Origin of the sequence: Bradyrhizobium sp. CCBAU 11357 (assembly GCF_028128865.1) — a bacterium.
Taxonomy (GTDB): domain Bacteria; phylum Pseudomonadota; class Alphaproteobacteria; order Rhizobiales; family Xanthobacteraceae; genus Bradyrhizobium.
Genome location: NZ_LBJW01000017.1, coordinates 89,430 through 115,617 on the forward strand (window position 1 = coordinate 89,430; position 26,188 = coordinate 115,617).

General features: G+C 65.1%; 29 protein-coding genes. All 29 read left to right on the plus strand.

All coding sequences use genetic code 11. The annotated features are described in order from the left end of the window. The gene (locus tag XI05_RS05420) at positions 1-1,041 is read left to right on the plus strand and encodes a flagellar motor switch protein FliG (RefSeq protein WP_271499458.1); all 1,041 of its coding nucleotides are present in this window, start codon (positions 1-3) and stop codon (positions 1,039-1,041) included. Between the two features lie 13 nt (positions 1,042-1,054). Then, positions 1,055-2,140, plus strand: coding sequence for a flagellar biosynthesis protein FlhB (flhB, locus tag XI05_RS05425; RefSeq protein WP_271499460.1), 1,086 nt, complete (start codon positions 1,055-1,057; stop codon positions 2,138-2,140). Positions 2,141-2,204: 64 nt separating this feature from the next. Further along, positions 2,205-2,606: a flagellar basal body rod protein FlgB gene (gene flgB / locus XI05_RS05430; RefSeq protein WP_172786963.1), complete on the plus strand. Its 402-nt coding sequence runs from the start codon at positions 2,205-2,207 to the stop codon at positions 2,604-2,606. Between the two features lie 11 nt (positions 2,607-2,617). Further along, a complete protein-coding gene (gene flgC / locus XI05_RS05435) occupies positions 2,618-3,034 on the plus strand; it encodes a flagellar basal body rod protein FlgC (RefSeq protein ID WP_172786962.1) in 417 nt (138 codons plus the stop codon). Between the two features lie 2 nt (positions 3,035-3,036). Next, complete coding sequence (locus XI05_RS05440) at positions 3,037-3,366, plus strand: flagellar hook-basal body complex protein FliE (protein ID WP_271499463.1); 330 nt, start codon at positions 3,037-3,039, stop codon at positions 3,364-3,366. Positions 3,367-3,384: 18 nt separating this feature from the next. After that, entirely contained in the window at positions 3,385-4,173 is a 789-nt protein-coding gene (gene flgG, locus XI05_RS05445) for a flagellar basal-body rod protein FlgG (protein ID WP_172786960.1), read from the plus strand. A 13-nt stretch (positions 4,174-4,186) separates the two neighbouring features. Next, positions 4,187-4,663 carry a flagellar basal body P-ring formation chaperone FlgA gene (flgA, locus tag XI05_RS05450; RefSeq protein ID WP_271499466.1) on the plus strand — a complete coding sequence of 159 codons (477 nt, stop codon included), beginning with the start codon at positions 4,187-4,189 and terminating at the stop codon, positions 4,661-4,663. Then, a complete protein-coding gene (gene flgI / locus XI05_RS05455; protein ID WP_271499468.1) occupies positions 4,660-5,790 on the plus strand; it encodes a flagellar basal body P-ring protein FlgI in 1,131 nt (376 codons plus the stop codon). Before flgA ends, flgI begins: the two co-directional genes overlap by 4 nt. A 67-nt stretch (positions 5,791-5,857) precedes the next feature. Further along, entirely contained in the window at positions 5,858-6,622 is a 765-nt protein-coding gene (locus tag XI05_RS05460) for a MotE family protein (protein WP_271499470.1), read from the plus strand. Then, the gene (gene flgH / locus XI05_RS05465) at positions 6,623-7,330 is read left to right on the plus strand and encodes a flagellar basal body L-ring protein FlgH (protein ID WP_271499473.1); all 708 of its coding nucleotides are present in this window, start codon (positions 6,623-6,625) and stop codon (positions 7,328-7,330) included. A gap of 33 nt (positions 7,331-7,363) precedes the next feature. Continuing rightward, positions 7,364-7,807, plus strand: coding sequence for a flagellar basal body-associated FliL family protein (locus XI05_RS05470; RefSeq protein ID WP_260374817.1), 444 nt, complete (start codon positions 7,364-7,366; stop codon positions 7,805-7,807). Further along, positions 7,804-8,544 (plus strand): flagellar type III secretion system pore protein FliP, encoded by a 741-nt coding sequence (gene fliP, locus XI05_RS05475; protein ID WP_128263897.1) that lies wholly within the window; start codon positions 7,804-7,806, stop codon positions 8,542-8,544. Before XI05_RS05470 ends, fliP begins: the two co-directional genes overlap by 4 nt. A 263-nt stretch (positions 8,545-8,807) precedes the next feature. Then, positions 8,808-9,716, plus strand: a complete 909-nt coding sequence (locus XI05_RS05480) for a flagellin N-terminal helical domain-containing protein (protein ID WP_271499476.1) — start codon at positions 8,808-8,810, stop codon at positions 9,714-9,716. A 275-nt stretch (positions 9,717-9,991) separates the two neighbouring features. Further along, a complete protein-coding gene (locus tag XI05_RS05485) occupies positions 9,992-10,906 on the plus strand; it encodes a flagellin N-terminal helical domain-containing protein (RefSeq protein ID WP_271499479.1) in 915 nt (304 codons plus the stop codon). 300 nt (positions 10,907-11,206) lie between these two features. Next, the gene (gene fliF / locus XI05_RS05490; RefSeq protein WP_271499482.1) at positions 11,207-12,832 is read left to right on the plus strand and encodes a flagellar basal-body MS-ring/collar protein FliF; all 1,626 of its coding nucleotides are present in this window, start codon (positions 11,207-11,209) and stop codon (positions 12,830-12,832) included. Continuing rightward, a complete protein-coding gene (locus tag XI05_RS05495; protein ID WP_271499485.1) occupies positions 12,829-13,521 on the plus strand; it encodes a hypothetical protein in 693 nt (230 codons plus the stop codon). Before fliF ends, XI05_RS05495 begins: the two co-directional genes overlap by 4 nt. Before the next feature lie 6 nt (positions 13,522-13,527). After that, positions 13,528-14,841 (plus strand): MotB family protein, encoded by a 1,314-nt coding sequence (locus tag XI05_RS05500; protein WP_271499488.1) that lies wholly within the window; start codon positions 13,528-13,530, stop codon positions 14,839-14,841. After that, the gene (locus tag XI05_RS05505) at positions 14,838-16,016 is read left to right on the plus strand and encodes a chemotaxis protein (protein ID WP_271499490.1); all 1,179 of its coding nucleotides are present in this window, start codon (positions 14,838-14,840) and stop codon (positions 16,014-16,016) included. The genes XI05_RS05500 and XI05_RS05505 overlap by 4 nt, the downstream gene beginning before the upstream one ends. Then, entirely contained in the window at positions 16,013-17,356 is a 1,344-nt protein-coding gene (locus tag XI05_RS05510; RefSeq protein ID WP_271499492.1) for a flagellar hook-length control protein FliK, read from the plus strand. Before XI05_RS05505 ends, XI05_RS05510 begins: the two co-directional genes overlap by 4 nt. Further along, on the plus strand, positions 17,307-17,888 hold the full coding sequence (locus XI05_RS05515) for a transglycosylase SLT domain-containing protein (protein ID WP_271499494.1): 582 nt from the start codon (positions 17,307-17,309) through the stop codon (positions 17,886-17,888). The genes XI05_RS05510 and XI05_RS05515 overlap by 50 nt, the downstream gene beginning before the upstream one ends. 90 nt (positions 17,889-17,978) lie before the next feature. After that, positions 17,979-19,208 carry a flagellar hook protein FlgE gene (locus tag XI05_RS05520; protein ID WP_212254441.1) on the plus strand — a complete coding sequence of 410 codons (1,230 nt, stop codon included), beginning with the start codon at positions 17,979-17,981 and terminating at the stop codon, positions 19,206-19,208. A gap of 34 nt (positions 19,209-19,242) precedes the next feature. After that, on the plus strand, positions 19,243-20,718 hold the full coding sequence (gene flgK / locus XI05_RS05525) for a flagellar hook-associated protein FlgK (protein ID WP_271499497.1): 1,476 nt from the start codon (positions 19,243-19,245) through the stop codon (positions 20,716-20,718). A gap of 3 nt (positions 20,719-20,721) precedes the next feature. Further along, positions 20,722-21,768: a flagellar hook-associated family protein gene (locus XI05_RS05530; RefSeq protein ID WP_271499500.1), complete on the plus strand. Its 1,047-nt coding sequence runs from the start codon at positions 20,722-20,724 to the stop codon at positions 21,766-21,768. 55 nt (positions 21,769-21,823) lie between these two features. Further along, positions 21,824-22,168 carry a flagellar biosynthesis regulator FlaF gene (gene flaF / locus XI05_RS05535; RefSeq protein WP_172786944.1) on the plus strand — a complete coding sequence of 115 codons (345 nt, stop codon included), beginning with the start codon at positions 21,824-21,826 and terminating at the stop codon, positions 22,166-22,168. Beyond that, on the plus strand, positions 22,168-22,578 hold the full coding sequence (flbT, locus tag XI05_RS05540) for a flagellar biosynthesis repressor FlbT (RefSeq protein WP_271499502.1): 411 nt from the start codon (positions 22,168-22,170) through the stop codon (positions 22,576-22,578). The genes flaF and flbT overlap by 1 nt, the downstream gene beginning before the upstream one ends. Before the next feature lie 15 nt (positions 22,579-22,593). Then, positions 22,594-23,016 (plus strand): flagellar hook assembly protein FlgD, encoded by a 423-nt coding sequence (gene flgD / locus XI05_RS05545; RefSeq protein ID WP_271499506.1) that lies wholly within the window; start codon positions 22,594-22,596, stop codon positions 23,014-23,016. Beyond that, entirely contained in the window at positions 23,013-23,279 is a 267-nt protein-coding gene (fliQ, locus tag XI05_RS05550; protein ID WP_025034323.1) for a flagellar biosynthesis protein FliQ, read from the plus strand. Before flgD ends, fliQ begins: the two co-directional genes overlap by 4 nt. Positions 23,280-23,355: 76 nt before the next feature. Continuing rightward, positions 23,356-25,437, plus strand: a complete 2,082-nt coding sequence (gene flhA / locus XI05_RS05555) for a flagellar biosynthesis protein FlhA (RefSeq protein ID WP_212254446.1) — start codon at positions 23,356-23,358, stop codon at positions 25,435-25,437. Next, positions 25,434-26,186, plus strand: coding sequence for a flagellar biosynthesis protein FliR (gene fliR / locus XI05_RS05560; protein WP_172786940.1), 753 nt, complete (start codon positions 25,434-25,436; stop codon positions 26,184-26,186). Before flhA ends, fliR begins: the two co-directional genes overlap by 4 nt. The last annotated feature ends 2 nt before the right edge of the window (positions 26,187-26,188 follow it).

Sequence of the window (26,188 nt, forward strand, 5' to 3'; positions counted from 1 at the left end):
ATGGCGGCACCGGTCGGCATCGCTCCCGTCAAGCAGCGAGGCGTTACCACGCTGGGCGGCACGGAAAAGGTCGCCGCGCTCCTGCTGGCCATGGGCCGGCAGGCGGCCGCGAGCGTGCTGCAGCAGTTCGAGCCGCAGGAGATCCGCATCGTCACCAAGGCGGCGGCGGAGCTGCGGCCGATCACCGCGCAGGAGCTCGAGGGAATCGTCGAGGAGTTCGCCCAGCAATTCTCGATGGGCGCGAACATTCTCGGCACCCTCGGCGGTCTGGAGGCCGTGCTCGGCGACGTGCTTCCGGCCGATCAGGTTTCGGCGATCATGACGGACTTGCTCGGCAATTCGAGCCGCTCTGTGTGGGACCGCGTCTCGTCGGTGTCGGAAAATTCGCTGGCCACCTACCTGTCCAAGGAACATCCGCAGACCGCGGCGCTCATCCTGTCCAAAGTCAAGCCGTCCTGCGCCGCCAAGGTGATGAGCCAGCTGCCGTCGAGCCTGCGCAACGAATTGATGCGGCGCGTGCTCAGCCTCAAGCCGATCGTCGATGACGCGATGAAGGTTCTCGAGAAGACGCTGCACGAAGATCTGACGTTGAATTTCGCCCGCAACCTCGGCGCCGACACCTACGCTCGCGTCGCCGACATCATCAACAAGATGGAGCGCGGCCACATCGAGGACATCCTGAAGAGCCTGTCGGAGAAGCGTCCGAAGTCGGCCGAGGTGCTGAAGGAGCTGCTGTTCACCTTCGACGACGTCATCAACCTGGCGCCGAAGGCGCGCACCATGATCTTCGACCAGGTTCCGACCGACCGCATCGTGGTCGCGCTGAAGGGCACCGACAGGCATTTCCGCGAGGTGATCCTGTCCGCGGTCGCCTCGCGCGTCCGCCGCGTCGTCGAGGCCGAGCTCGCGATCGGCGAGCCGTCGAACCAGCGCGACGTGCTCGAGGCGCGCCGTGTGATCACCGACCTCGCACTTGACCTCGCGGAGAAGGGCGAAATCGAGCTCAACCCCGAGCAGGAGGATGAGCTGGTCTTCCGCTGACCGCTGAACGGGCATGGCAGAAACATCCGATCAGGAGAGCAAGACAGAAGAGCCGACCGAGAAGAAAGTCCGCGATGCGCTCGAACAGGGCAAGATTCCGGTCTCTCGGGAGGCCTCCATTTTCGCCTCGATGGCCGCGCTGATGGTGATCCAGGCGTTCCTGATCGGCCAGGGCGTGCAGCAATTGACGCCGACGCTGAAGAGCCTGCTCGACGATCCCGAGGGCTTCCCGCTCTCCAGCGGCGCGGACGCGCAGAACCTGCTCACCGTGGTCGGCCTGCAGGCCCTGCGGTTCCTGGTGCCGCTGGTCGTCATCCTCGTTGTGTTCGGGCTCGCCGCCTCGCTGCTGCAGAACGCGCCGCGCTTCGTGTTCGAGCGCATCAAGCCTGATTTGTCGCGAATCTCTCCCGTCAGCGGCTGGAGCCGTTTGTTCGGAACGCAGGGCCTGATCGAGTTCGCCAAGTCGCTGTTCAAGCTTGGTGCGGTGACCGCCGTCGTCGCCTTCGTGCTGCGCGCGTCCGAAGCGAAGGCGTTCGAGGCGATGTACACCGATCCGGTCGCGCTGCCGGAGATGATCCTCAGCATCGCGATGCGCATCGTCTCGGCGATCTGCATCGCGACGATCGTCCTGGTGGCGATCGATCTCGCCTGGGCGCGCTTCCATTGGCGACGCGAGCTGCGCATGACCAAGCAGGAGATCAAGGACGAGCACAAGCAGGCGGAAGGCGATCCCCTGATCAAGGCGCGCCTGCGCTCGCTGGCGCGCGACCGTTCGCGCCAACGCATGATCGCCTCGGCCTCGCGCGCGACGCTGGTGATTGCCAATCCGACGCACTTCGCGATCGCGCTGCGCTACAAGCGCGAGGAAAGCGCCGCACCGCTCGTCGTGGCCAAGGGCATGGACGTGATCGCGCTGAAGATCCGCGAGGTCGCCGAGCAGAACCGAATTCCCATCATCGAAAACAAGGCGCTGGCGCGCGCACTCTACGAGGCGGTTCAGGTCGATCAGGTGATTCCGGCGGAATTCTTCCGGCCCGTCGCCGAGATCATCTACTTCCTGCAATCCAAGCAGGCGCCGCGGCCCGAGAACGTCCGATAGATTTCCGAGGATGGTGCGTCGCGCAACAGCTTGACGAAAGCTTAACGCCCTAGGCTCGTCCCGAATGGATCAGAATGGGGCCGTCGTGGGACCGCTTTATCTCTTCGAACTCGCATCGTCGCAGGCGCGCTATCTCGAGCTGCGTCAGTCGACCATCGCCACCAACGTCGCCAACGCCAACACGCCGGGCTTTCGAGCGCGCGACGTCGAGCCATTCAACAAGGTGCTCGACGGCATGCCGGTCAGGCTTGCGACGACATCGCCCTCCCACATGCAATTGTCCGCGGCCGAGACCGATACCCGGGCGACCGCGAAGAAGGACAGCTGGGAAGTGGTTCACTCCGGCAACTCCGTCAGCCTCGAGCAGGAAATGATCAAGGGCAACGACGTCAATCGCGACTATTCGATGAACGCGGCGATCGTGCGGTCGTTTCACCGCATGGTCCTGTCGAGTGCAAAAGCCTGAGGTGAACTGAGATGCTGGACTCACTGAGCGCCTCTCTGACGGTCGCAAGCTCCGGGCTCGAAGCGCAGTCGACGCGCATGCGCATCGTCTCGGAAAATCTCGCGAACGCCACCTCGACGGGGCGCGCCGCCGGCGCCGATCCGTATCAGCGCAAGACCATCACCTTCGACGCCGCGATGGACCGCGCCTCGGGCGCGCAGCTCGCGAAGGTCAAGGAGATCGGGGTCGACACCACGCCCTATCGCGTCGAGTACGATCCCGGGCATCCCGCCGCCGACAAGGCCGGCTACGTGAAGCTGCCGAACGTGAACATGATGATCGAGATGGCCGACATGCGGGAAGTCAACCGCTCCTATGAAGCCAATCTCCAGGTCGTAAAGCAGGTGAGGTCCATGCTCGGCATGAGCATCGACCTCCTGAGGAGCTGACCATGCTTGAAGCGATTTCATCCACCGCGATTTCCGCAGGGCAAGCGGCGAGCCGCGCGACCGAGACGCAGGCCGTCTCGCCTGCCGCGACAACGTCGGTCCAGGCCGGTGACGATGTCGGCTTCGAATCGGTGATGAAGCAGGTGACGTCCGACGCGATCGGGACGCTGAAGGCGGGCGAAGCCGCATCGATCTCGGCAATGCAGGGCAAGGAATCGACGCGCCGCGTCGTTGAGGCGCTGATGTCGGCCGAGCAGGCCCTGCAGACGGCGGTCGCGGTTCGCGACAAGGTCGTGCAGGCCTACCAGGAAGTCGTTCGGATGTCGATTTGATCTGAAGGAGTGAGACAAGTGAAATCGCTCGCCATTGCGGCCACGGGCATGAACGCCCAGCAGACCAACATCGAAGTCATCGCGAACAACATCGCCAACATCAACTCGACCTCCTACAAACGGGCGCGTGCGGAGTTCACCGATCTGTTCTACCAGATGGACCGCATGCAGGGCGTCGCGAACACCAACGGCTCCTCGCCGATTCCGGAAGGCGCCAATCTCGGCCTCGGCGTCAAGTCCGCGGCGATCCGCAAGCTGCACATCCAGGGCGCGCTGACGCAGACCGGAAACCCCTACGATCTCGCGATCAACGGCCGCGGCTGGTTTCAGGTGCTCGGACCCAACAACGAGGTGCAATACACCCGTGCGGGCTCGTTCAACACCAATGCCAACGGCCAGCTCGTCACCATTGACGGTTACCTGCTGGACCCCGCGATCACGGTGCCGCAGGGAACGGTGGAGGTCACCGTCAATGCCACCGGCCAGGTGTTTGCCAAGCTCGACACGGAAGTGAATCCGCGGCAGATCGGCCAGCTCAACCTCGCCAATTTCGCCAACGAAGCAGGCCTCGAGCCGCTGGGCGGCAATCTCTACAAGGAGACCACGGCGTCCGGCACGCCGGTCGTCGGGCTGCCGGGCGATGCCGGCTACGGCAAGATCAACCAGAAATATCTCGAAGCCTCGAACGTCGACCCGGTCAAGGAAATCACCGAGCTGATCTCGGCGCAGCGTGCCTACGAAATGAATGCCAAGGTCATCCAGGCCTCGGATGAAATGGCCCAGACGGTCTCGAAGGGCATGCGCTAGTTCCGGTGTCTCGATGTTGAACAGGGTGGGCCGGATCGTGCGCGGGTTGGCCGCCGTGCTGCTGGTTCTCGTCGCGGCGCGGGTCGCCGCGGCCGAGGAGAAGCGGCTTCCCGTGCCGGCCGTCTCGATCCGCGCCGGCGAGCTGATCCGCGAGGAGATGATCACCGAGCGCGCCTTCGCGCCGAGCCTGCTCGGCGTTGCCATGTTCATCGAGGGACGTCAGGTCCTGGTCGGCCGCATGGCGCGGCGCGCGCTGTTGCCGGGCCAGCCCATTCCAACCAATGCGGTGGAGGATCCCTGGACCGTCGCGCGCGGCGCCATGGTCAAGGTCGTGGTCGAGGACAGCGGCCTGTCCATCGTCACTTACGGCTCGGCGATGCAGTCGGGTGCGGCCGGTGCGCTGATCCCGGTGCGCAACACGGACACCGGCGTGATCATCAGGGGCGTCGTCCAGCCGGACGGCACCGTCAAGGTCGTGGACGGGTCATGACCAGACTCCTGCTTGCGCTCATCCTGCTGGTGTCTGCCGCCAGCGCCCAGGCCGCCGTCCGCATCAAGGACATCGCGGACGTCAAGGGTTTGCGCGAGAACCAGATCGTCGGCTACGGCCTCGTCATCGGCCTCAACGGCACCGGCGACACGCTGCGCAACGCGCCGTTCACCGAACAGTCCCTGCAGTCGATGCTCGAGAACATGGGCATCAACGTCAGGAACGAGACCACGAGCACCAACAATCCCCCGCGGCCGACTACGCTACGCACGCGCAACGTCGCGGCCGTGATGGTGACGGCGGACCTGCCGCCTTCGATCGGGCCTGGCGAGCGCATGGACGTCACCGTGTCCTCGCTCGGCGATGCGACATCGCTGCTCGGCGGCACGCTGGTGATGACGTCGCTGCGCGCGGCGGACGGCGCGGTCTATGCGGTGGCACAGGGCGCGATCACGGTTGCCGGCTACAGCGTCGGAGGCCAGGCGCAGAACGTCAGCCAGGGCACGCCGACGGCCGGGCGCATCCCGAACGGTGCGCTGGTCGAACGCGAGGTGCAGGGAAGCCTCCACGAGATGGAGTTCCTGGTACTCCAGCTGAAGAACCCCGACTTCGTCACCGCAACGCGCATCCTCGACGCGGTCAACCGCTACGCCGGCGGTCGCTACCGGGCGCAGATCGCGTTCGAGCGCGACTACCGCACCATCGTGCTGTCGAAGCCGCGCCATGTCGGCCCTGTCCGCTTCCTCGCCGAGATCGGCGAATTGGTGGTCGAGCCGGACACGCCGGCGCGGGTCGTGATCAACGAGCGCACCGGCACGGTCGTAATCGGGCGCGACGTGCGGATATCGACCGTTGCCGTGACCCACGGCAATCTGACGGTTCGCGTCACGGAGATGCCGGTTGTGTCGCAGCCGGCGCCGTTCTCGCGAGGACAGACGGTGGTCGTCCCGCAGACCGTGGTCGAAGCCAACGAGGCCGGATCGCAGGTGGCGATCCTGAGCGGGGTCGATCTCCAGCGCCTGGTGCGCGGGCTGAACCAGATCGGCCTCAAGCCGTCAGGGATCATCGCGATCCTCCAGGCGATCAAGACGGCGGGCGCGCTGCAGGCCGACGTCATCGTGCAATGATGCGCAAGCGTCGTGCAAGCTTGGTCGCTCAATGCTCAGGTCTGAAGCGAGAATCGCACGCGGCCCGATGCTGAAGCTGGATCACAAAGCCAAACTCCTCCTGCTGGCCGCGGCAACAATGCTCGCGAGCGTCTCGCCGGTGCTCGCCCTGGACGAGGCCAAGCCGTCGAAACCGCTCAACCTGCTCTCCTTCGCCCGCGCTCGTGCGGGCGGACCGCAGAAGCCGCAGCCGCCGGCCACCGCGACACCCGCCGACAATGCGTCGGTCCGGGCCGGGGCATGGGCGGCTGAAGATTCCGGCCCCGTCGTCACCGGCGCGGTGCCGTCTCCGGAAACGCCGACACCTGCGCCCGCGCCGGTCCGTCCAGCCAAGCCCGGCAGCGTCACGGCGCCGCCGAAGCCTGCGCTGCCGCAGGCCGCGCCGGCTCCCGACAACGAAATCGCCCTCTTCTGCAGCAACGTCGCCGATCCCGCCGTCGACGCAAGGCTGGCTTGGCAGCTCAAGGAGCTCGAGAAGGCCGAGAGCCTGCTGCGCGAGCGCATCGCGGAAGTCGAGGCCAAGCGCGTCGAATACGAGAAGTGGATGGCGCTGCGCGACGACTTCCTGAAGAAGGCCGAAGCCAGCGTCGTCGAGATCTATTCGCGCATGAAGCCCGAAGCTGCGGCGACCCAGATCGCCGGCATGGCCGACGAGACCGCCGCCGCCGTGCTCGCCAAGCTCAGCCCGCGCAGCTCGAGCGCGATCTTCAACGAGATGGACGCGGCACGCGCGGCGCACCTCGCCGACCTGCTCGGCGGCATGCGTCGCGTGGACGACGGAAAGAGCAAATAGATGAACAAGCCGATCCTCATCCTGTCTATGCTCGCGGCGTCCGTGATCCTGGCCGGGTGCTACCATGATCCGTCCGAAGTCCTGATCGGTCCGCAGATGTCGCCCGTCGGCAGCGGCCTGCGGATGCAGGCCGATCCGATCCCGGTGACGCCGCGCATGCGCACGCCCGTCAGCTACCGCTCCACCTGGGACGACGGCACCGATCTCTACCGCGATCCCCGCGCCCGCCGCACCGGCGACGTCGTGACGGTGATCATCTCGATGCAGGACAAGGCCAAGCTGGACAACAAGACCGGCCGCTCGCGCGATTCTCAGGTGAAGTTCGGGCTCGACTGGCTGATGGACGTCGCCGGATGGAAAGACACGGGTTCGGCCAACGCCAATCTCAGCACCAACACCCAGATCAAGGGCAACGGCCAGATCGACCGCACCGAGGACATCAAGCTGTCGATCGCGGCCATCGTCACCGACGTGCTGCCGAACGGCAACATGATGATCAGCGGTTCGCAGGAATTTCGCGTCAACACGGAGATGCGCGTGCTCAACGTCGGCGGCATCGTACGTCCGCGCGATATCTCGCGGGCCAACACGATCTCCTACGACAAGATCGCCGAGGCGCGCGTGTCCTATGGCGGGCGCGGAAATCTGTCGGACGTGCAGCAGCCTGGATGGGGACACCGGATCTATGATGCCGTGGCACCGTTCTGAGACCGGCACCGTGTCGCGATGGCAGGGGACGCCATGCGCCTGATCGCCGCCATCGTCGTGCTGACCCTGATCGCGATCGGCGCGGGCGCAGTTGCCGGCCTGCATCTGATCGCAACCGCCGAGCGCGTTGCCGACGCGAAGAAGAGCGCCACACCGCCGCCGATCGCCTCGAGCTACGCCGGCAGCGCGCGGCTCAGGAAATTGTCCCCGATCGTGACCAATCTCGCCGCGCCGGCCAACAACTGGGCGCGCATCGAAGCCTCGATGGTGACCGACAGCATGAGCGACGAGGATGCCGGCATTCTAGCCGCCCATATCAGCGAGGACATCGTGACCTATCTGCGGTCGGCGACCGTTGCCCAGTTCGAGGGATCGCGCGGGCTCCAGCATCTGCGCGACGACCTGACCGAGCGCGCCAATATCCGCTCGTCGGGCAAGGTCCGCGAATTGATCATCGAGACGCTGGTGATCCAGTGAGGGTGAAAGTCCTGCTGCTCGCGCTGGTTCTGGTCGTGCTGCCCGAGGCGGCGCTGGCCCAGATTCCGGACCTGAATTCCCTGCTGCCGCCCGGAAACGGCTCGACCAGCGGCCGGATCATCCAGCTGATGGCGCTGATCACGGTGCTGTCGGTGGCACCGGGGCTGCTCATCATGGTGACGAGCTTCACGCGATTTGCGGTGGCGTTGTCGTTCCTGCGCGCCGGTCTTGGCCTCCAGACCACGCCTGCCAACCTGGTGCTGATCAGTCTCGCCCTGTTCATGACCTTCTACGTCATGGCGCCGACCTTCGACCGGGCCTGGGAGAGCGGCGTCCAGCCGCTGATGAAGAACGAGATATCGGAGGAGGAAGCCTATCTGAAGATCACGGATCCGTTCCGCGAGTTCATGCTGGCCCATGTCCGCGACAAGGATCTCCAGACCTTCGAAGCGCTCGCCGCCGAAAGCTTCCGCAGGAAGTTCGACGACAAGCGGATCGATCTGCGCGTCATCATTCCGGCCTTCATGATCTCCGAGCTCCGCCGCTCGTTCGAGATCGGATTCCTCATCATCCTGCCGTTCCTGGTGATCGACATGATCGTGGCGACGCTGACCATGTCGATGGGCATGATGATGATGCCGCCGACGATCCTCGCGCTGCCGTTCAAGATGTTGTTCTTCGTGCTGATCGACGGCTGGAATCTGCTGGCCTCCGGACTGGTCCGCTCGTTCTCGTGAGCGCCGCGATCGCCGGCGGGCGGTTATGGTTAAACGATACGCACTGGTTATGGTTAGCGGGTCGTAATGTTAACCATATGATTTTACTTCGGAATTCAAGTTCGTCTTAATCCGGAAGCAAGATTCGCCGTGCTAGCAATGCGGCACGGCGGGTTGGACCCTTACAGATCGGTCCAAAGGCATGATGCCGCCCTTCCGTACCGGTGAAAGCCCGGTATGTCCCCTCGTGAAAATGTAAACGCGTACATAAAGGGACATTCGCAATGTCAAGCCTGCTTACGAACTCGACCGCCATGACCGCACTCCAGACGCTGCGGTCTGTGGGTTCGCAACTCTCCACCACGCAGAACCGGATCTCCACCGGTCAGCGCGTGGCCACCGCTTCGGACAACGCCGCCTATTGGTCGATCGCCACCTCGATGCGGGCCGACAACGCCGCGCTCTCCGCCGTCTCCGACTCGCTCGGTCTGTCGGCTGCGACGGTTGACACCGAATATACCGCTCTGACCACGGTCATCGGTGACAAAGACTCCGGTCTGACCAAGCTCCAGTCGCTGCTGGTGCAAGCCAAGACCGCGGGTATCGACCGCACCAAGATCCAGGCGGACGTCACCCAGATCCAGCAGCAGATGAAGAGCACGGCGAATGCCGCGACCTTCAACGGCATCAACTGGCTGAGCACGACGACCGGCACCACGCCGACGAGCTTCAGCCTGGTGTCGTCGTATTCTCGCGTCGGCGGCACGCCCACCATCGGCTCGATCACCGTGACGACTGCCAACTACACGCTCTACTCGACCACCCAGACCGGCATTCTGGACACCGTGGCCGGCAGCGCCTCGGTCGACACGATCAGCATCTCCGCGCTGACCGACTCGGCCGCTGACCAGACCATCCTCGATGGCTACATCGCGCAGGTCACGACCGCCATCAACTCGGTGGCCGCGTCCGCCGCCAATCTCGGTGCCGTCAAGAACCGTCTTTCGACCAACACGGAGTTCGTGAAGTCGCTGATGGACTCGGTTGACCGCGGTGTCGGCCAGCTCGTCGACGCGGACATGAATGCGGAATCCACCCGCCTTGCCGCGCTTCAGGTCCAGCAGCAGCTCGGCGTTCAGGCGCTTTCGATCGCCAACAACAGCAGCCAGGGCATCCTGTCGCTGTTCCGCTAAGGCTTGGATCATCCGGGGAGGGCCGCGCTTCTTGCGAAGCGCGGCCCTTTCGTTTGGCGTTACCCTGCGCACGCCGTCATTTCGGCTACCTTGTTGCAGGTGGAGCACAGAGCCACAAGCCCCGCACAAGCTTCGCTCATTAACCTCGCCGCTACGACAGATTGGGCCTTGAACCCGCGCTTGCGGCACGCCCAAAGGCATGACGCCGTTCTGTCGTACCGGTGCAAGCCCGGTATGTCCCCCAAGCTCGATTCAATCTTCAAAGGGACATCAAAATGGGTTCTAGTCTTCTCACCAACTCCTCCGCCATGACCGCGCTCCAGACCCTGCGGTCTGTCAGCTCGCAACTCGCCACCACGCAGAACCGGATCTCCACCGGTCAGCGCGTGTCCACCGCTTCGGACAACGCCGCCTACTGGTCGATCGCGACCTCGATGCGCTCCGACAACGCCGCACTGTCCGCGGTCTCCGACTCGCTCGGTCTGTCGGCTGCGACCGTCGACACCGAATACACCGCTCTGACCTCGGTGATCGGCGACAAGGAATCCGGCCTGACCAAGCTCCAGGCGCTGCTGGTCGAAGCCAAGACTGCCGGTATCGACCGCACCAAGATCCAGGCCGACATCACCCAGATCCAGCAGGACATGAAGCTCAAGGCCAATTCGGCCACCTTCAACGGCATCAACTGGCTGAGCACGACGACGGGTACCACCCCGACGAGCTTCAATCTCGTCTCGTCCTACTCGCGTGTCGGCGGCACCCCGACGATCGGTTCGATCACCGTCACGACCGCCAACTACACGCTCTACTCCACCACGCAGACCGGCATTCTCGACACCGTTGCCGCCAGCGCCTCGGTCGACACGATCAATATCTCCGCGCTGACCGACTCGGCCGCTGACCAGACCACGCTCGATGGTTACATCGCTAAGGTCACCGCTGCGATCAACTCGGTGAGCTCGGCCGCTGCCGATCTCGGTGCGGTCAAGAACCGCATCTCGACCAACACGGAATTCGTCAAGACCCTGATGGACTCCGTGGATCGTGGTGTCGGCCAGCTCGTCGACGCCGACATGAACGCGGAATCGACCCGCCTCCAGGCGCTGCAGACCCAGCAGCAGCTCGGCGTTCAGGCGCTCTCGATCGCCAACCAGAACAGCCAGAGCATCCTGTCGCTGTTCCGCGGCTAAGCGGCGCTCTCGAAAACGACCGTGCTCCCTCGGGGAGCACGGTCCCCGCCGTGATGGTGGGCGTCCCGACACGCGATGTGCCGGCAATCGACCTCCCGACGCCAGACTTCTTGCGACACGCTGCAGCCGGTCGGGCCGCCGTGCGCCCGAGCGCTCGCTCGCGGTTGCCAGACGATTGCGTCGTCCAGCCTTGTAAAATTGCAACGCCTCGCCAGCGAACCCGCACATTCGCGCATCGCGCAACCTTCAGACAAGGTTGGCAGCTGAGTGTCCTCACCATTCGCATTGGTACGAGGTCATATGCTCAGTCGTGCGCAGGTACAGCAACTGCTCAACAATCTGCTGGAGCTTGGGCCGCGACGCCTGATGGCCTTGGGACTGATCGGCTTTGCGGTTCTCGTCACCGTCGTCGGCGGCGCCTATTATCTCAGCCGCCCGGAGTTCGAGACGCTCTACACCGGCCTCACCCGCGAAGACGTGACGCGCATCGGCGCGGCGCTGCGCGAGCAGAACATCACCTTCGACGTCAATTCCGCCGGCGATGCGGTCTCGGTGCGTCCGAGCCAGACCATGCAGGCGCGGATGCTGCTCGCCGAGAAGGGGCTGCCGACCAGCGCCAATTCCGGTTACGAGCTGTTCGACAAGATCGGCTCGCTCGGGCTGACCTCGTTCATGCAGGAAGTCACCAAGCTGCGCGCGCTCGAGGGCGAGATCGCCCGCACCGTCCAGCTGATGAAGGGCGTGAAGGCGGCGCGCGTGCATATCGTGCTGCCGGTGCGCGGATCGTTCCGCGCGACGCAGCAGCCGCCTTCGGCCTCGGTCGTGCTGCGCACCGACGGCGCGATCGAGGCACGCACGGCGCAGTCGATCCGGCATCTCGTCGCCGCCGCCATTCCCGGCATGAGCCGCGACAAGGTGACGGTGCTCGACGCCGACGGCTCGATGCTGCTCGCCGAAGAGGACGAGGCCAGCGCCGCGCCGACCAAGATGGCGAGCCTGCAGAAGACGGTCAGCGGCATGGTGCAGGAGAACATCCGCAAGGCGCTGACGCCGTATCTCGGCCTCGACAATTTCGAGGTGAGCGTCGCTCCGCAACTGTCCACCGACAAGCGGCAGATCAACGAGACGGTCTACGATCCCGAGAACCGCGCCGAGCGCTCGGTGCGGGCCGTGCGCGAGAAGGAATCCTCGCAGAACGCCGATCGTTCGTCGCCGACCACCGTGCAGCAGAACCTCCCGGACCAGCAGGTGAATGCGGGCGGCGGCAAGAACTCCAGCGAGGACAAGACCCGCCGCGAGGACGTCACCAATTTCGAGGTCTCGTCCAAGACCACGACCACGGTCAGCGACGGCTATTCGGTCAAGAAGCTGTTCATCGCCGTGCTGGTGAACCGCGCGCGGCTGGTCGCCGATCTCGGCGACAAGAGCAACCAGGCGATCATCGACAGCAAGCTCGCCGAGATCAGCCAGCTCGCGGCGACGGCGGGCGGATTGGACAAGACGCGCGGCGATCAGATCCAGGTGACGGCCGTCGACTTCATCGAAGGTTCGCGTGAGCTGGCGCCGGTGCCGCCGATCAGCTTCGTCGAGATGATCAACAAGCAACTCGGCAGCGTCATCAATGCGATCACGATCCTGGCCGTGGCTTCGATGCTCGTCTGGTTCGGGCTGCGGCCCGCGGTCAACGGCATTCTGACCCATCGCGCGGAGCAGGAGCAGGCAGAGGCGGCCGAGGCCGCCCAGCTCGAGGCCTCGGCGGCCCTTGCGCTGCCCGACAGCGAGGAGGCCGAGCTCAACCTCGTCGAAGACCTCGAAGGCAAGATGCAGCGAACGCCGCAGAAGCGGTTGGAGCAGATCGTCCGGCTCGATCAGATGCAGGCGGCGGCGATCCTTAAAGACTGGATGCGACGCGAGGAGGCGGCATGAACGCGGCAATCGGAAAACTCCTGACGCAGTTCGATGCGAATGGCCGGATCAAGTCGCCACCGCCTCCGCCGCCGAAAATCCAGGACGTGCTGACCAGGCCGAAGGAGGCGAGGCGCGATCCGCAGCCTCAAGCGCAGCCGCAGGCCCAGACGCAGCTTCAGGCGCCGTCTCCGGCGCCTGCGACGGAAGCGCCGCCGGTCAATCCGCTGGACGATGCCTATCGGCGCGGCCAAGCCGCGGGCCTCGCGGAAGGCGAGGCCAAGCTGGCCGAGGAGCGCGTCCGCAGTGCGATCCGGCTCGGCGAGGAGCGGGCCAAATGGTCCGACCAGCAAGCGGTCGCAATCGTCAGCGGCTTCGAGGCGGCGTGCCGCGAGATCGAGACCAACATCGCAAGCTCGGTGGCGCGGATCCTGCTGCCGTTCCTCACCGATGCGGTGCGCGACAAGGCGATCGGATCGCTGGTCGAGCAGATCGCGGCGCTGACCGGCAACTCGTCGGTGCCGGCCTTCAAGGTCACCGGCCCGAGCGAGCTGCTGGATCTCGTGAAGACGCAGCTCGAGGCATCCAGGCGAACGGGCATCGCATACGAGGCCGCCGAGACGCTCGAGGTCCGCGTCGTGGCCGACCAGACCGTGATCGAGACGCAGATCACGGCCTGGAGCGAACGCCTCGAGGAAGCGCGCCGGTAGTCCGCCATGGAGGAGGTCAAGCATGAGATCGTGATCGTCCGCCGGCGCAGCGCCTTCGCCGAGGAGGCGCATCACGGCGGCGTCTGGAAGATCGCCTATGCGGACTTCATGACCGCGATGATGGCGTTCTTCCTGGTCATGTGGCTGCTCAACGCGCTCAACCAGGACCAGAAGCAGGTGGTCGCGAGTTATTTCAACCCGATTCAGCTCGCGGAAAATGCCCCCGCGCCGAAGGGCCTGAAGAATCTCTCCAAGAAGGAGCCGACCTCGTTCGAAGGTCAGGACGGCAAGCGCCAGCCGGCTGGCACGAACGAAGAACGTCGTGGTGACTCTCCGACCGCCGAGAAGCCGGCCTCCTTCGAGGAGAAGGTCCTGTTCCGCGATCCCTATGCGACGCTCGCCGAGATCGCCAACAGCGCGAACCAGTCCACGGGCCAGCGTCGCGCCGGCGCTCTGACCTCCGCCGAAGAGGACGGCCTCAAGGGGGGCGATGCCCATCGCGATCCCTTCGATCCCGGCTATTGGAAGCTGGCGCCGCAGGCGTCCAAGGACGCCGATCGCTTCATCGAGAACGAGCCGAAGCCGAATGCCTCCGCGCGGGACGGCGCAGCCGGCGCGAATCCGGGCGAGCCGCAGGCGCGCCGGACCAGGACCGATGATGCCGGCGGCAGCGTGGCTCCGAATCCGGAGAGCTCGTCCGCAAGCCTGTCGCCTCTGCTACCGCGGGGCTCCGCACCGACGCAGTCGGCACGCGAGGGCAGCGTCCAAGCCGGCGTTCAGGCCAACGCCGCCCCGCAGGCGCGTCCTAACGATACGGCGAAGGAGACGGAAACGCGTGAGGTGGCGCAAACGCAGCAGCCGACCCTCAAGCAGCTTCAGTCCGCGATCGCGGAGGCGCTGTCGGACATCAAGGCAGGGGCAGGGCCGGCGGCCGAGGTGCGTCAGGTCGAGGAGGGGCTCCTGATCAGCCTGACCGACGATGCAAGCTTCGGAATGTTCGCGGTCGGCTCGGCGGAGCCGCGTCCCGAGCTGATCCGCGCGATGGACAAGATCGGGCCGCTGCTGATGAAGCGCCAGGGCATGATCATCGTCCGCGGGCATACCGACAATCGGCCGTATCGGTCGGAGACCTACGACAATTGGCGACTGTCGACCGCGCGCGCGCAGATGGCCTATTACATGCTGGTTCGCTCCGGCGTCGACGTGCGGCGGATCGAGCATATCGAAGGTTACGCCGATCGGCGGCCGAAGCTTCCGAACGACCCGGCGGCCGCTCAGAACCGCCGGATCGAGATCCTGATCCGGGAGAAGCGCCCTTGATCAGGCTGCTGCGCCGTGCCGCTTGGCTGCTGCTGCCCTTCATGGCGGCAAATGCGCTTGCCCAGCCTGCGCCCCAGGGCGGCGAACCCTATGAGCTCGTCCGCGCGCTGCAAGCGGTGCAGGACGGCATCGCCAACGGCGACACTGCTGCACATGGCAGTCATATCGCGCTGATCCGGCAGATCGGGGAGAAGTTTCTCGCGGCCGATCCCGCCGTGTGGAGCAATCCGCAGAACGGCCAGGCGGTCGTCATCTACCTGCTCAGCGGCGGTGCGCCGCAAATCGTCCGCAAGCTGCCGCGCGACAAGATGAACGTCGACGAGCGGCTGTTCAACGGTGCGCTCGCCTATGTCGAGGGTCGTCAGGAGGAAGCGCGGGAGCTGCTCAAGGAGATCAAGCCGCGGACCATTCCCTCAGGACTGGGCGGACAGGTCGCGCTGGTTCAGGGCGCGCTGTTCGCGCGCGCCGAGGCGTCGCTCGCGATCGAGCGTCTGGACGATGCGCGCCTGCTGTTGCCGGGCACGCTGGTCGAGGAGGCGGCGCTGCGGCGCGAGATCCTGCTGGTGGGGCAGGCGGAGGATTTCGAGAAGTTCGAGTTCCTGACGCTGGCCTATATCCGCCATTACCGCAACTCGATCTATGCCGGCGATTTCTGGCAGCGCTTCTCCGCGGGGCTGACGCAGTCGAGCCTTGCACTCGACGATCGGCGCTTTGGGCGGATCTCCGCCTTGCTGGAGCAGATCGATCGCGCCAGCCGCCTCAAGCTCTATCTCGTGATCGCGCGCGCGGCGATGGTGCGCGGACGGCTGGCCGTCACCCGACTTGCGGGCGAGCGGGCATTGACGCTTAGCGCGGACGCATCGGCGGAACGCGAGCGGGCGCATTTCTTCCGCGGCGCCTCGCGCGTGCTCACCGACGAATATGACGGCGGTCTCGCCGAACTCAAGGCGCTCGACCGGTCGAAGCTGCCCGAGCGCGACGTGCCCCTTCTCAATGCGGCGGTGCAGCTCGCGCTCGACGTCCGCAAGTCCTTCGCGGGCGGATCCGCCGCGGCAGCGGACAAGCCTCCGGCAACGCCGGCGCGGCTGGATCTGGCGTCATCGACCGCGACGCTCGCACGCGCGCAGAAGCAGCTCGGCGAACTCGAACTCCTGACCAAGGACCGCCGTCCATGACCAAGCTCAATGGAACCTCCGGACAGCTCTTCTCCGGTCTTGCCGAGACTCTCAACATGCGCGGGTCGCGCTCGGCAAAGGGCGCCGGGACCAAACCGCAGGCGAATTCGTCGTTCAACGATCTGCTCCACACCGTCTCGAACCTCGCCAAGCAGGCACTGGGCGAAGATGGCAGCGAGACGGCCGCGAAGACCGGAACGTTGCGCACGCGCCTGATCCATCCGACCGAGCAGGAGAAGCCGAAGGAGGCGACGCTGCGCGAACGCGTCGCGGCCACCGCACATCCAAAGTCCATGGACGAGGCCTCCGACACCAAGTCCGACAAGCTGGCGGAGAAACCACGTCCGGTCGATGATGTCGCCGGGACGGATCGCCAGGACCAATCCGGCATCGCTGTCATGGTCGGCCAGGAGATCGCTGCCGCGCCTGCTGCGAAGCCGCAGATGCAATTGCCGTCCGCAGACAAGGACGCGCCCGCGCGCGACGAGCGGCCCCCCTCGGCGAAGCACGAGGCGCCAAGCGCCGTGAAGGCGGTGACCGCCGATACCGTCCCATCCGGTGCTGCCCAAGCCGGCGCACGCTCGCAGGCCGCGACGTCGCAAGCGATGGCCGAGTCGCAGCCGACACCGACGCAAGGTGCGGAGTCTTCGAGTGCAATGCCGGCATCACCTGGCTTCGAGGCTGTTACGGCCGATGTCGAGCGCGCTGCCAAGGCTTCGGCGCGTGCGGCGCTGCCCGAGACGACCAAGGTCACCGTGGTCCAGCAGGAAACCCATCTGCCGCCGGCGCAGTTCAACGCCCCGCAGCAGGTCGCCAACGCAGTCGTGGCCGAGCTGAAGGAGCCGTCGGCCGCGGCGGCATCCGCGGCGCCCGATCTCGCGGCAGCCCAGACCAACGCACCGGATCAGCCGCTCAGGATCCTGACCGTCAATCTCGAACCGCCCGCGCTCGGCAACGTCACGGTGCGCCTGCGCCTCGTCGGCACCGAAGTGTCCGTCCAGCTCGCGGCCGAGCGCAAGGACACGAGCCAGATGCTTGACCAGCAGCGCGACCAGATCCGCGATCTCATGCAGTCGGCGGGCTATGTCGCGGATGTCGCGCCGGTCCAGCACGGCTCGCTGGATGGATTTCAGAGCGGCTCCGGCCCGTCGCAGCCGCAGCTCTCGGGCCAGCAACAATCCTCGCCGCAGTCGCAAGACGCGTTCGGCGGTGGGGGCACGTCGTCGGGGCAGTCCGACGGCGGCGCGAAGCAGGCCCGCCAGGAGCGCCCGTTCAGCCAGGAGACGCGTCATGATCAGGACGTGGCGCCGCAGCACCGTCGCGGCCCTGTTTATCTCTAGTTCGAGCGCGGCCCAGGTGGCCGCCGAAACTGCGCGCCCCTGCGAGCGCGAGATGGCGCGCGCGGCGCAGCAGCACGGGATTCCGCTCGGCATTCTCTATGCGGTCGGGCTCACCGAGACCGGACGGCGCGGCGCGCTCCATCCCTATGCTCTCGGTGCCGACGGCCAGACCGTGTTCGCCAAGGACATGGATGATGCAATCGCGAATTTCGAGACCATGCGCAGCAAGGGGATCAAATTGATCGACCTCGGATGCATGCAGATCAATCACTATTACCACGGCGACAAGTTCGCTTCGGTGCAGGCGATGTTCGATCCCGCCAGGAACGTCCAATACGCCGCGCGCTTCCTCAAGGAGTTGAAGCAGCGCGAAGGCAGCTGGACCATGGCCGTCGCCCGCTACAACGCAGGTCCCAACAATCAGCCGGCGCAGAAGCGCTACGTCTGTCACATCGTCGCGCACCTCGTCTCGAGCGGCTTCGGCGCATGGACCGACAAGGCTCGCTCCTTCTGTCAGCCGAAAACGACCTGACAACATGAAGTTGTGCATCGCGCCCAATCATCAGCCCCGCGCAAGCAAGACCCCGCATTGTAGCTGCAACCTGACCAAGGAGTCCAATTCATGAGCCTGTATGGTGTTATGCGCACCGGCGTTTCCGGGATGAACGCGCAGTCCAACAAGCTGTCGACGGTCTCGGACAACATCGCCAACGTCAACACGACGGGCTACAAGCGGGCTTCGACGGAGTTCTCCTCGCTGATCCTGAAGAGCGGCTCCGGCAATTATGATTCCGGCGCGGTCGAAACCACCGTCCGTTATGCCATCTCCGACGCCGGCAACTATCACTTCACGACATCGACGACGGATCTTGCGGTCCAGGGCAACGGATTCTTCGTCGTGCAGGACGCGAACGGAAACAACTTCCTCACCCGTGCGGGCGCGTTCGTGCCCGACGAAACCGGCAACCTCGTCAACACAGCCGGCTTCCAGCTGATGGGGTACAACATCGCGAACGGCGCCGTCCCCAACGTCGCCGCCAACGGTTTCGGCGGCCTTCAGGTCATCAACGTCAACCAGATGGCGCTGCAGGCCGCGCCGTCCACCAAGGCGACCGTGGCCGCCAATCTCGATCCGAGCGCAACCGCGATCGCAGCGCCGGCAGGGCCCGCCAACTACACGTCGAAGACGTCGATGGTGACCTACGATAATATCGGCAATGCCGTGACGCTCGACGTCTATGCTGCCAAGACGGGCGCCAATACCTGGGATATCCAGGTCTACAACGGCGCCACTGCGTTGACGACGCCAGGCCCCGCAACCACGTTCACCTTCGACGTCACCGCGACCGGCAAGGGCAAATTGGCCGCGGCGAGCCCGACGGCGCTCTCGGTCGCGATCCCGGGCGGTTCCGCCGCCTTCAATATCGATATGTCGGCCATGACCCAGGTCGCTGCTGCCTTCGACTTCAAGGCGACGGTCGATGGCAACGCTCCGTCCGCCGTGGAGAAGGTGAACATCGACGACAAGGGCATCGTAACCGCCGTCCTCAAGAACGGCACCACGCTACCGAGCTTCCAGATCGCGCTCGCCACGGTGCCGAGCCCGGACCATCTGACGCCCGAAGTCGGCAACGTCTATTCGCCGAACCTGGAGTCCGGAAACGTGCAGGTTGGCCTCGCCGGCCAGGGCGGTCTCGGCACCGTCAAATCCGGCGCGCTGGAAGATTCCAACGTCGATCTCGCGGACGAACTGACCTCGATGATCGAAGCCCAGCGCGGCTTCACGGCGAACTCGAAATCGTTCCAGACCGGCGCGGATCTGCTGGACGTCGTCGTCAACCTGAAGCGCTGAATTCTTCGGCGCTCGTTTCGGGCAAGAGCACGCCATGTCGCTTACCGCCGCTCTCAACTCGGCTCGCTCCTCGCTCATGGCGTCGAGCATCCAGTCGTCGGTCATCTCGCGCAACATCGCCGGTGCCAGCGCCACCGGCTATTCGCGCAAGCTCACCGTGCTGGACAATCTGCCCGGCACCGGCGTCTATGTCGCGGCGATCCAGCGCGCCGCCAGCTCGGGCCTCTACAACAACGTCCTGATCGCGACCTCGTCGTCCGCCAAGCAAACCGCGATCTATGACGGCCTGCAGAAGATCGCCACCGCGACGGTGGACGATCCGGAGCTCGACCAGTCGCCGACGGCGCAGCTCAATGCGCTGAAGCAGGCATTGCAGAAATATGCCAACGCCCCGGACAACACCACGCTGGCACAGGCGGCCGTCGCGTCCGCCAAGGACATGGCGACCGCGCTCAACCAGGCGACCCGGACCGTGCAGTCGGTCCGCGAGAGCGCCGATGCCGACATGAAGACGTCGGTTCAGAACATCAACCAGCTGCTCTTCCAGTTCGAGACCGTGAACACGGCGATCGTGAAGGGCACGATCTCCGGCGACGACATCACCGACTACCTCGACCAGCGCGACAGCATCGTCTCGCAGATGTCGCAGGAGGTCGGCGTCACCATGTCGATCCGCCCCAACGGCGACGCGGCGCTCTACGCCGACAGCGGCGTCGTGCTGTTCGACAAGACGGCGCGGACGGTGAGCTTTGCGCCGACGACCGCCTACACCGCCGGCACCACGGGCAATGCCGTCTACATCGACGGCGTCCCCGTGACCGGGACCAATTCGGTGATGCCGCTGAAGTCGGGCAAGCTCGCGGGGCTGGCTCAGCTGCGCGACCAGGACACCGTCACCTATCAGAGCCAGCTCGACGAAATCGCGCGCGGCCTGATCAATACGTTCAGGGAAAGCGATCAGACCGCCGCGGCGCTGCCCGACGTTCCCGGTCTCTTCACCTATCCGGGTGCGCCGGCGATGCCGGCGAGCGCAACCGTCTCCGTAGGCCTCGCCGGCACGATCTCGGTCGCCGCATCGGTCGATCCGGCCCTGGGCGGCAACCCGAATCTGCTGCGCGACGGCGCGATCAGCGGCAACCCCGCCTATCAATACAACACCGCCGGCAACGGCGGCTATTCGACCCGGCTGCAGCAGCTCATCGGCGGCATGGATGCCTCGCAGCCGTTCGATGCAACGACGCAAGGCAAGCCGAGCAGCAGCCTGATCGACTTCGCATCGTCCTCGGCGAGCTGGATCGAAAACCAGCGCAAGGCCGCCAACGACAACTCCGAGTACCAGAGCACGCTGCTCAACCGCAGCATCACGGCGTTGTCCAACGTCAACGGCGTCAACATGGACGACGAGATGGCCTTGATGCTCCAGGTCGAGCGCACCTATTCGGCCTCGTCGAAGATCATCTCGACCGTCGATGAAATGCTGCAGAGCCTGCTCGCTGCCGTAGGGAACTAAGTCATGATGAGCGCGAACTACATTTCCACCCTGATGTTGTCCTCCTCGTTGAGGTATTCGATCACGAACAACCAGGCGGCGCTGAGCAAGGCCTCGACCGAGGCGACCACCGGCCGCTTCGCCGATATCGGCCTCGAGCTCGGTGCCACGACGGGCAGCGACCTCACGCTGCGGGCGGACTTCAGCTTCGCCGATCAGCTCGTCGACACCAACGGCCTCGTCTCGGGGCGCCTGGACGTGACGCAGAACCGGATCACCCAGCTCAGCAAGACCGCGACGGATTTCCTCAAGGACCTGATCGCGGCCCGCAGCACCGACGGCGGCGGGCGGGTCATCCTGCCGCCTGCATCCTCCAATCTCCAGGATCTGATCGGCGCCCTGAACGTCTCCTATAACGGCTCCTATCTGTTCTCGGGCATCAACACGCAGAACGCGCCGATCACGCCTTACGCCGCGGGCTCGGCCAGCAAGAACCAGGTCGATGCGGATTTTCTCGCGGCCTTCGGCTTCTCGCAATCCTCAGTCAGCGTCGCCACCATCACGCCGGCCCAGATGCAGACCTTCCTCGACACCACCTTCGATGCCGAGTTTGCCAGCCCGGCCTGGAACACCAACTGGTCGTCGGCGACCGACCAGACCATGCAAAGCCGGATCTCCACCACCGAGATCGCCGATACGTCCGTGAGCGCCAACCAGACCGGCTTCCGCAAGCTCGCCGAGGCCTACACCATGATGGCCGACCTCGGAAACGTGAAGCTGAGCCAGGAGACGTTCCAGGTCGTGGTGGACAAGGCCATCGGGCTCGTCGGCAACGCCATCAACGACCTCGCTGCGCTCGGCGGCAGCGTCGGCACGGTCCAGCAGCGGATCACCACAGCAACCACCAAGCTCAAGACGCAGCAGGACATCCTGAACAATCAGATCGTCGGCATGGAGAAGGTCGACCCGACCGAAGCCTCGGTCCGGGTCAACACGCTGCAGACACAGATCCAGACGGCGCTGGCGCTCACTTCGCAGCTCCAGAAAATCAGCCTCATCAATTATCTCTGAATAGGGGCTCGTAACCTTTGTCCAGTTGTTCGGTCTCCTGCGAAGAGTGGTCCTGATGACGTTTGAAGCCTATGAAGCGGTCGTCGACGAAAGTGGCTATGAGGCGCGCAGCCGCGAGCGGCAGGCGCTCAGCCTCGGCATCGACCGGCTCGAGCGGATCCAGAAGGGGCGTTTCAGCCTCGAGGACCAGGTCGAGAGCCTGCTCTATGTGCGGCGGCTGTGGACGATCTTCATCGAGGATCTCGCGCACCCCGAGAACGGGCTGCCGGACAAGCTGCGCGCCGACATCATCTCGATCGGGCTGTGGGTGGTCAAGGAAGCCGACCGCCTCCGCGAGCAGCGGTCGAGCGACGTGGTGCAGCTCATCGAAATCAACCGCCTGATCCGAGACGCGCTTTAATGAAGATCTCCTTGCGCGCGGGCGAACGGATCTACATCAACGGCGCGGTGCTCCGCGTCGACCGCAAGGTCTCCGTCGAGCTCGTCAACGACGTGATGTTCCTGCTCGAAGGGCAGGTCATGCAGGCGTCCGACGCCACCACGGCGCTGCGACAGCTCTATTTCATTGTCCAACTCATGCTGATGAACCCGACCGACGTCGGCGACGCCGCCGCGCTCTACGCGCAGCATTACGCGGCCCTGTGTGCCGTTTGCGAGGGCCGCGAGATGCTCGACGGGCTCGGCGCGATCCACGAGCTGGTCGGGGCGACCCGCTATTTCGAGGCGCTCAAGCGGATTCGGGCGCTGTTTCCGGTGGAGCAGGCCATCCTGGCTGGCGCCGCCAATGTTTCCCCAGTCGAAGCTGCCTGACAGCGGAGAGACAAGATGAACGTCAACAGCGCGACCGACACGACCGGCAAGTCGTCCAGCTCAAACGCGACCAACTCGCCGACGTCGAGCAACAGCGTGGACTACAACTCGTTTCTCCAGCTCCTCATTGCCGAGATGAAGAATCAGGATCCGACGAATCCAATGGATACCTCGCAATATATGAGCCAGTTCGCCCAGCTCTCGACCGTCGAGCAGGCGATGCAGACGAATTCGAAGCTGGACGCGCTGCTGTCCTCGCAGTCCTTGTCGCAGGCCAACGGGTTGATCGGGAAGACGGTCAGCTTCACCGATTCGACCGGCGCCACCTTCAGCGGCAAGGTCGTCTCGGTCTCCATCAACAGCGACGGCTCCATCGCGACCCTTCAGGACGACACGAAGGTCGCGGTCGGACCGGGGCTCACGATCAGCCAGTCATGAACGAGCGGGACGCCCTCGATATCGTCCAGGCGGCGATCTGGACCATCATCGTCGCCTCCGGGCCGGCAGTCGGCGCAGCCATGCTGGTCGGCACCGTCATCGCGCTGATCCAGGCGCTGACCCAGATCCAGGAGGTGACGCTGACCTTCGTTCCGAAGATTATCGTCATTCTCCTGGTCGTTGCCGTCTCCGGCTCCTTCATCGGCGCGCATCTGTCGACCTTCACCGAGATGGTCTATTCCAGGATCGAACGCGGCTTCTGATCCGGACGGCCCCGGCACCATCCCCGCGTAAGCTTTGCGCGGCAGATTGCGAACCGGACCCCTCTGCCGGTGACCCATGGCCGATACGTTAGCTGCTAGCCTGCCCAATCCGCGCCGCCTCGGAACGGATGCCTTCTTCGCCGGCGGCATCGTGACCATGCTCACGATACTGTTCCTGCCGATTCCTCCGATCCTGATCGACCTCGGCCTCGCGTTCTCGATCGCGCTGTCGGCCCTGATCCTGATGGTCGCGCTGTGGATTCAGCGGCCGCTCGACTTCTCGGCCTTCCCGACCGTGCTGCTGATCGCGACGATCCTGCGCCTGGCGCTGAACATCGCGACGACGCGCCTCATCCTATCGCGGGGTGGGGAGGGCGAACAGGCGGCAGGCCATGTCGTTGCCGGCTTCTCGAAGTTCGTCATGGGCGGCGACTTCGTCATCGGCCTCATCATCTTCGCGATCCTGGTGACGGTGAATTTCGTCGTGATCACCAAGGGCGCGACGCGTATCGCCGAAGTCGGCGCCCGCTTCACCTTGGACGCCATTCCCGGCAAGCAGATGGCGATCGACGCGGACCTGTCCGCCGGCCTCATCGACGACAAGGAGGCCCAGCGCCGGCGCCGCGAGCTCGAAGAGGAGAGCGCGTTCTTCGGCGCCATGGACGGCGCCTCGAAATTCGTCCGCGGCGACGCCATTGCCGCCCTCATCATTACCGCGATCAACATCTTCGGCGGCATCGTCATCGGCGTCACCCATCACGGATTGACTCTGTCCCGCGCCGCCGACGTCTACACCAAGCTTTCCGTCGGCGACGGTCTGGTGTCGCAGATGCCGGCGCTGATCGTGTCGCTGTCGGCGGGCCTCCTGGTCTCCAAGGGCGGCACCAGGGGCTCGGCCGAGCAGGCGGTGCTGCGGCAGCTCGGCGGCTATCCGCGCGCGGTGTCGGCTGCCGCGCTGATGATGTTCGTGCTCGCTTTGATGCCGGGGCTGCCGATGGCGCCGTTCGTGCTGCTCGGGGGCGTCATGGCCTTCGTCGGTTACTCGCTGCCGAAGCGCCAAGCCGCGCGGGAGCGCAAGGAGGCGGCATCCAAGGCCGACGAGCGCGCCCAGGCCGAGGCCAAGGAATCCGTCAAGGAGCAGCTCAAGACCGCCGAGATCGAGCTGGCGCTCGGCGGCCACCTTTCGGTCCATCTGTTGGGCTCGCGCAACGAGCTTGCCCACCGCGTGGCCAAGATACGCAAGAAATTCGCCAAGCAGTACGGCTTCGTCATTCCCGAGATCAAGCTCACCGACAATCTGTCGATCGATCCCAAGAGCTACCAGATCCGGATTCACGACACGCGCGTTGCCCACGGCGAGCTCAGGCTCGGCGAGGTGCTGGTGCTGGTCGACAAGGACGGCAAGCCCGACGTGCCGGGCGACGAGGTGATCGAGCCTGCGTTCGGCATGAAGGCGCTATGGGTGACGGAAGCCTTCACCGACGAAGTCAAGCGGCAGGGCTGCAAGCCGGTCGACAATCTGTCGGTGCTGCTCACGCATTTGAGCGAAGTGATCAGGGCGAACCTCGCTCAGCTCCTGTCCTACAAGGACATGCGCGCCCTGCTCGACCGGCTCGATCCCGAATACAAGCGCCTGGTCGAGGATCTCTGTCCGTCGCAGATCTCCTATTCGGGCCTGCTGGCGATCCTGAAGATCCTGCTGGCCGAACGCGTGTCGATCCGCAATCTCCATCTGATCCTCGAGGCGATCGCCGAGATCGCGCCCCATGTGCGGCGTTCCGAGCAGGTGGCAGAGCACGTGCGCACGCGGCTCGCCCAGCAGATCTGCGGCGATCTCTCCGACAATGGCGTGCTCAACGTGGTCCGTCTCGGCAACCGCTGGGACCTCGCCTTCCACCAGAGCCTGAAGCGCGATGCCAAGGGTGACGTCGTCGAGTTCGACGCCGACCCGCGCCTGATCGAGCAGTTCGCGACCGAAGCCAGCGCCGCGATCCGGAAATTCACCGAGAGCGGCACCAGCGTGGTGCTGGCCGTGACGCCGGAAGCGCGGCCCTATGTCCGGATGATCCTAGAGCGGGTGTTCCCGACATTGCCGATCCTGTCGCATGTCGAAGTCGCACGCAGCGCCGAGATCAGGGCACTCGGAGCCATATCGTGATCTCCGGTCTCGCCGACAGCGTGCTGGTGACGTTCATCGTGTTCTGCCGCATCGGTGCCTGCCTGATGCTGGTGCCCGGCTATTCCAGCGTCAACGTGCCGCCCCAGGTGCGCCTGTTCGTCGCGCTGGTCACGACGTTTGCGCTGACGCCGATCCTGATCGCCGTCCTGAAGCCGCTCACGGACAACGCGGCGCCGCTGACGCTGGCGCTCCTGATCTGCTCCGAGCTCGTGGTCGGCAGCGTCATCGGGCTCGGCGGGCGCGTGTTCTTCCTCGCCCTCCAGACCATGGCGACCATGATGGCGGGCGCGATCGGCCTGAGCAACATCCCGGGCACGCCGGTCGCCGACACCGATCCGGCACCGGCCCTGGTGCCGCTGATCATGGCCGCCGTCACCACGCTGTTCTTCATGACCGACCAGCACTGGCAGGTACTGCGGGGGCTGATGAACTCCTACGACGTCTGGAAGCCCGGCAACAGGCTGGGCGGCGGCGTGGCGCTCGACCTGCTCGTCGGCCGCCTTTCGGAAGCGTTCGTGCTGACGCTGCGGATCTCGAGCCCCTTCATCGTCTATTCGGTCATCGTCAACCTGGCGGTCGGCCTGATCAACAAGCTGACGCCGGCCATTCCGGTCTATTTCATCTCGGTGCCCTTCGTGCTGTTCGGCGGCTTCCTGCTGCTCTATCTCACCAGCGACGAGCTGCTGACGCAGTTCATGCTGGGCGTGTCGTCGTGGCTGGCGGAGTGACC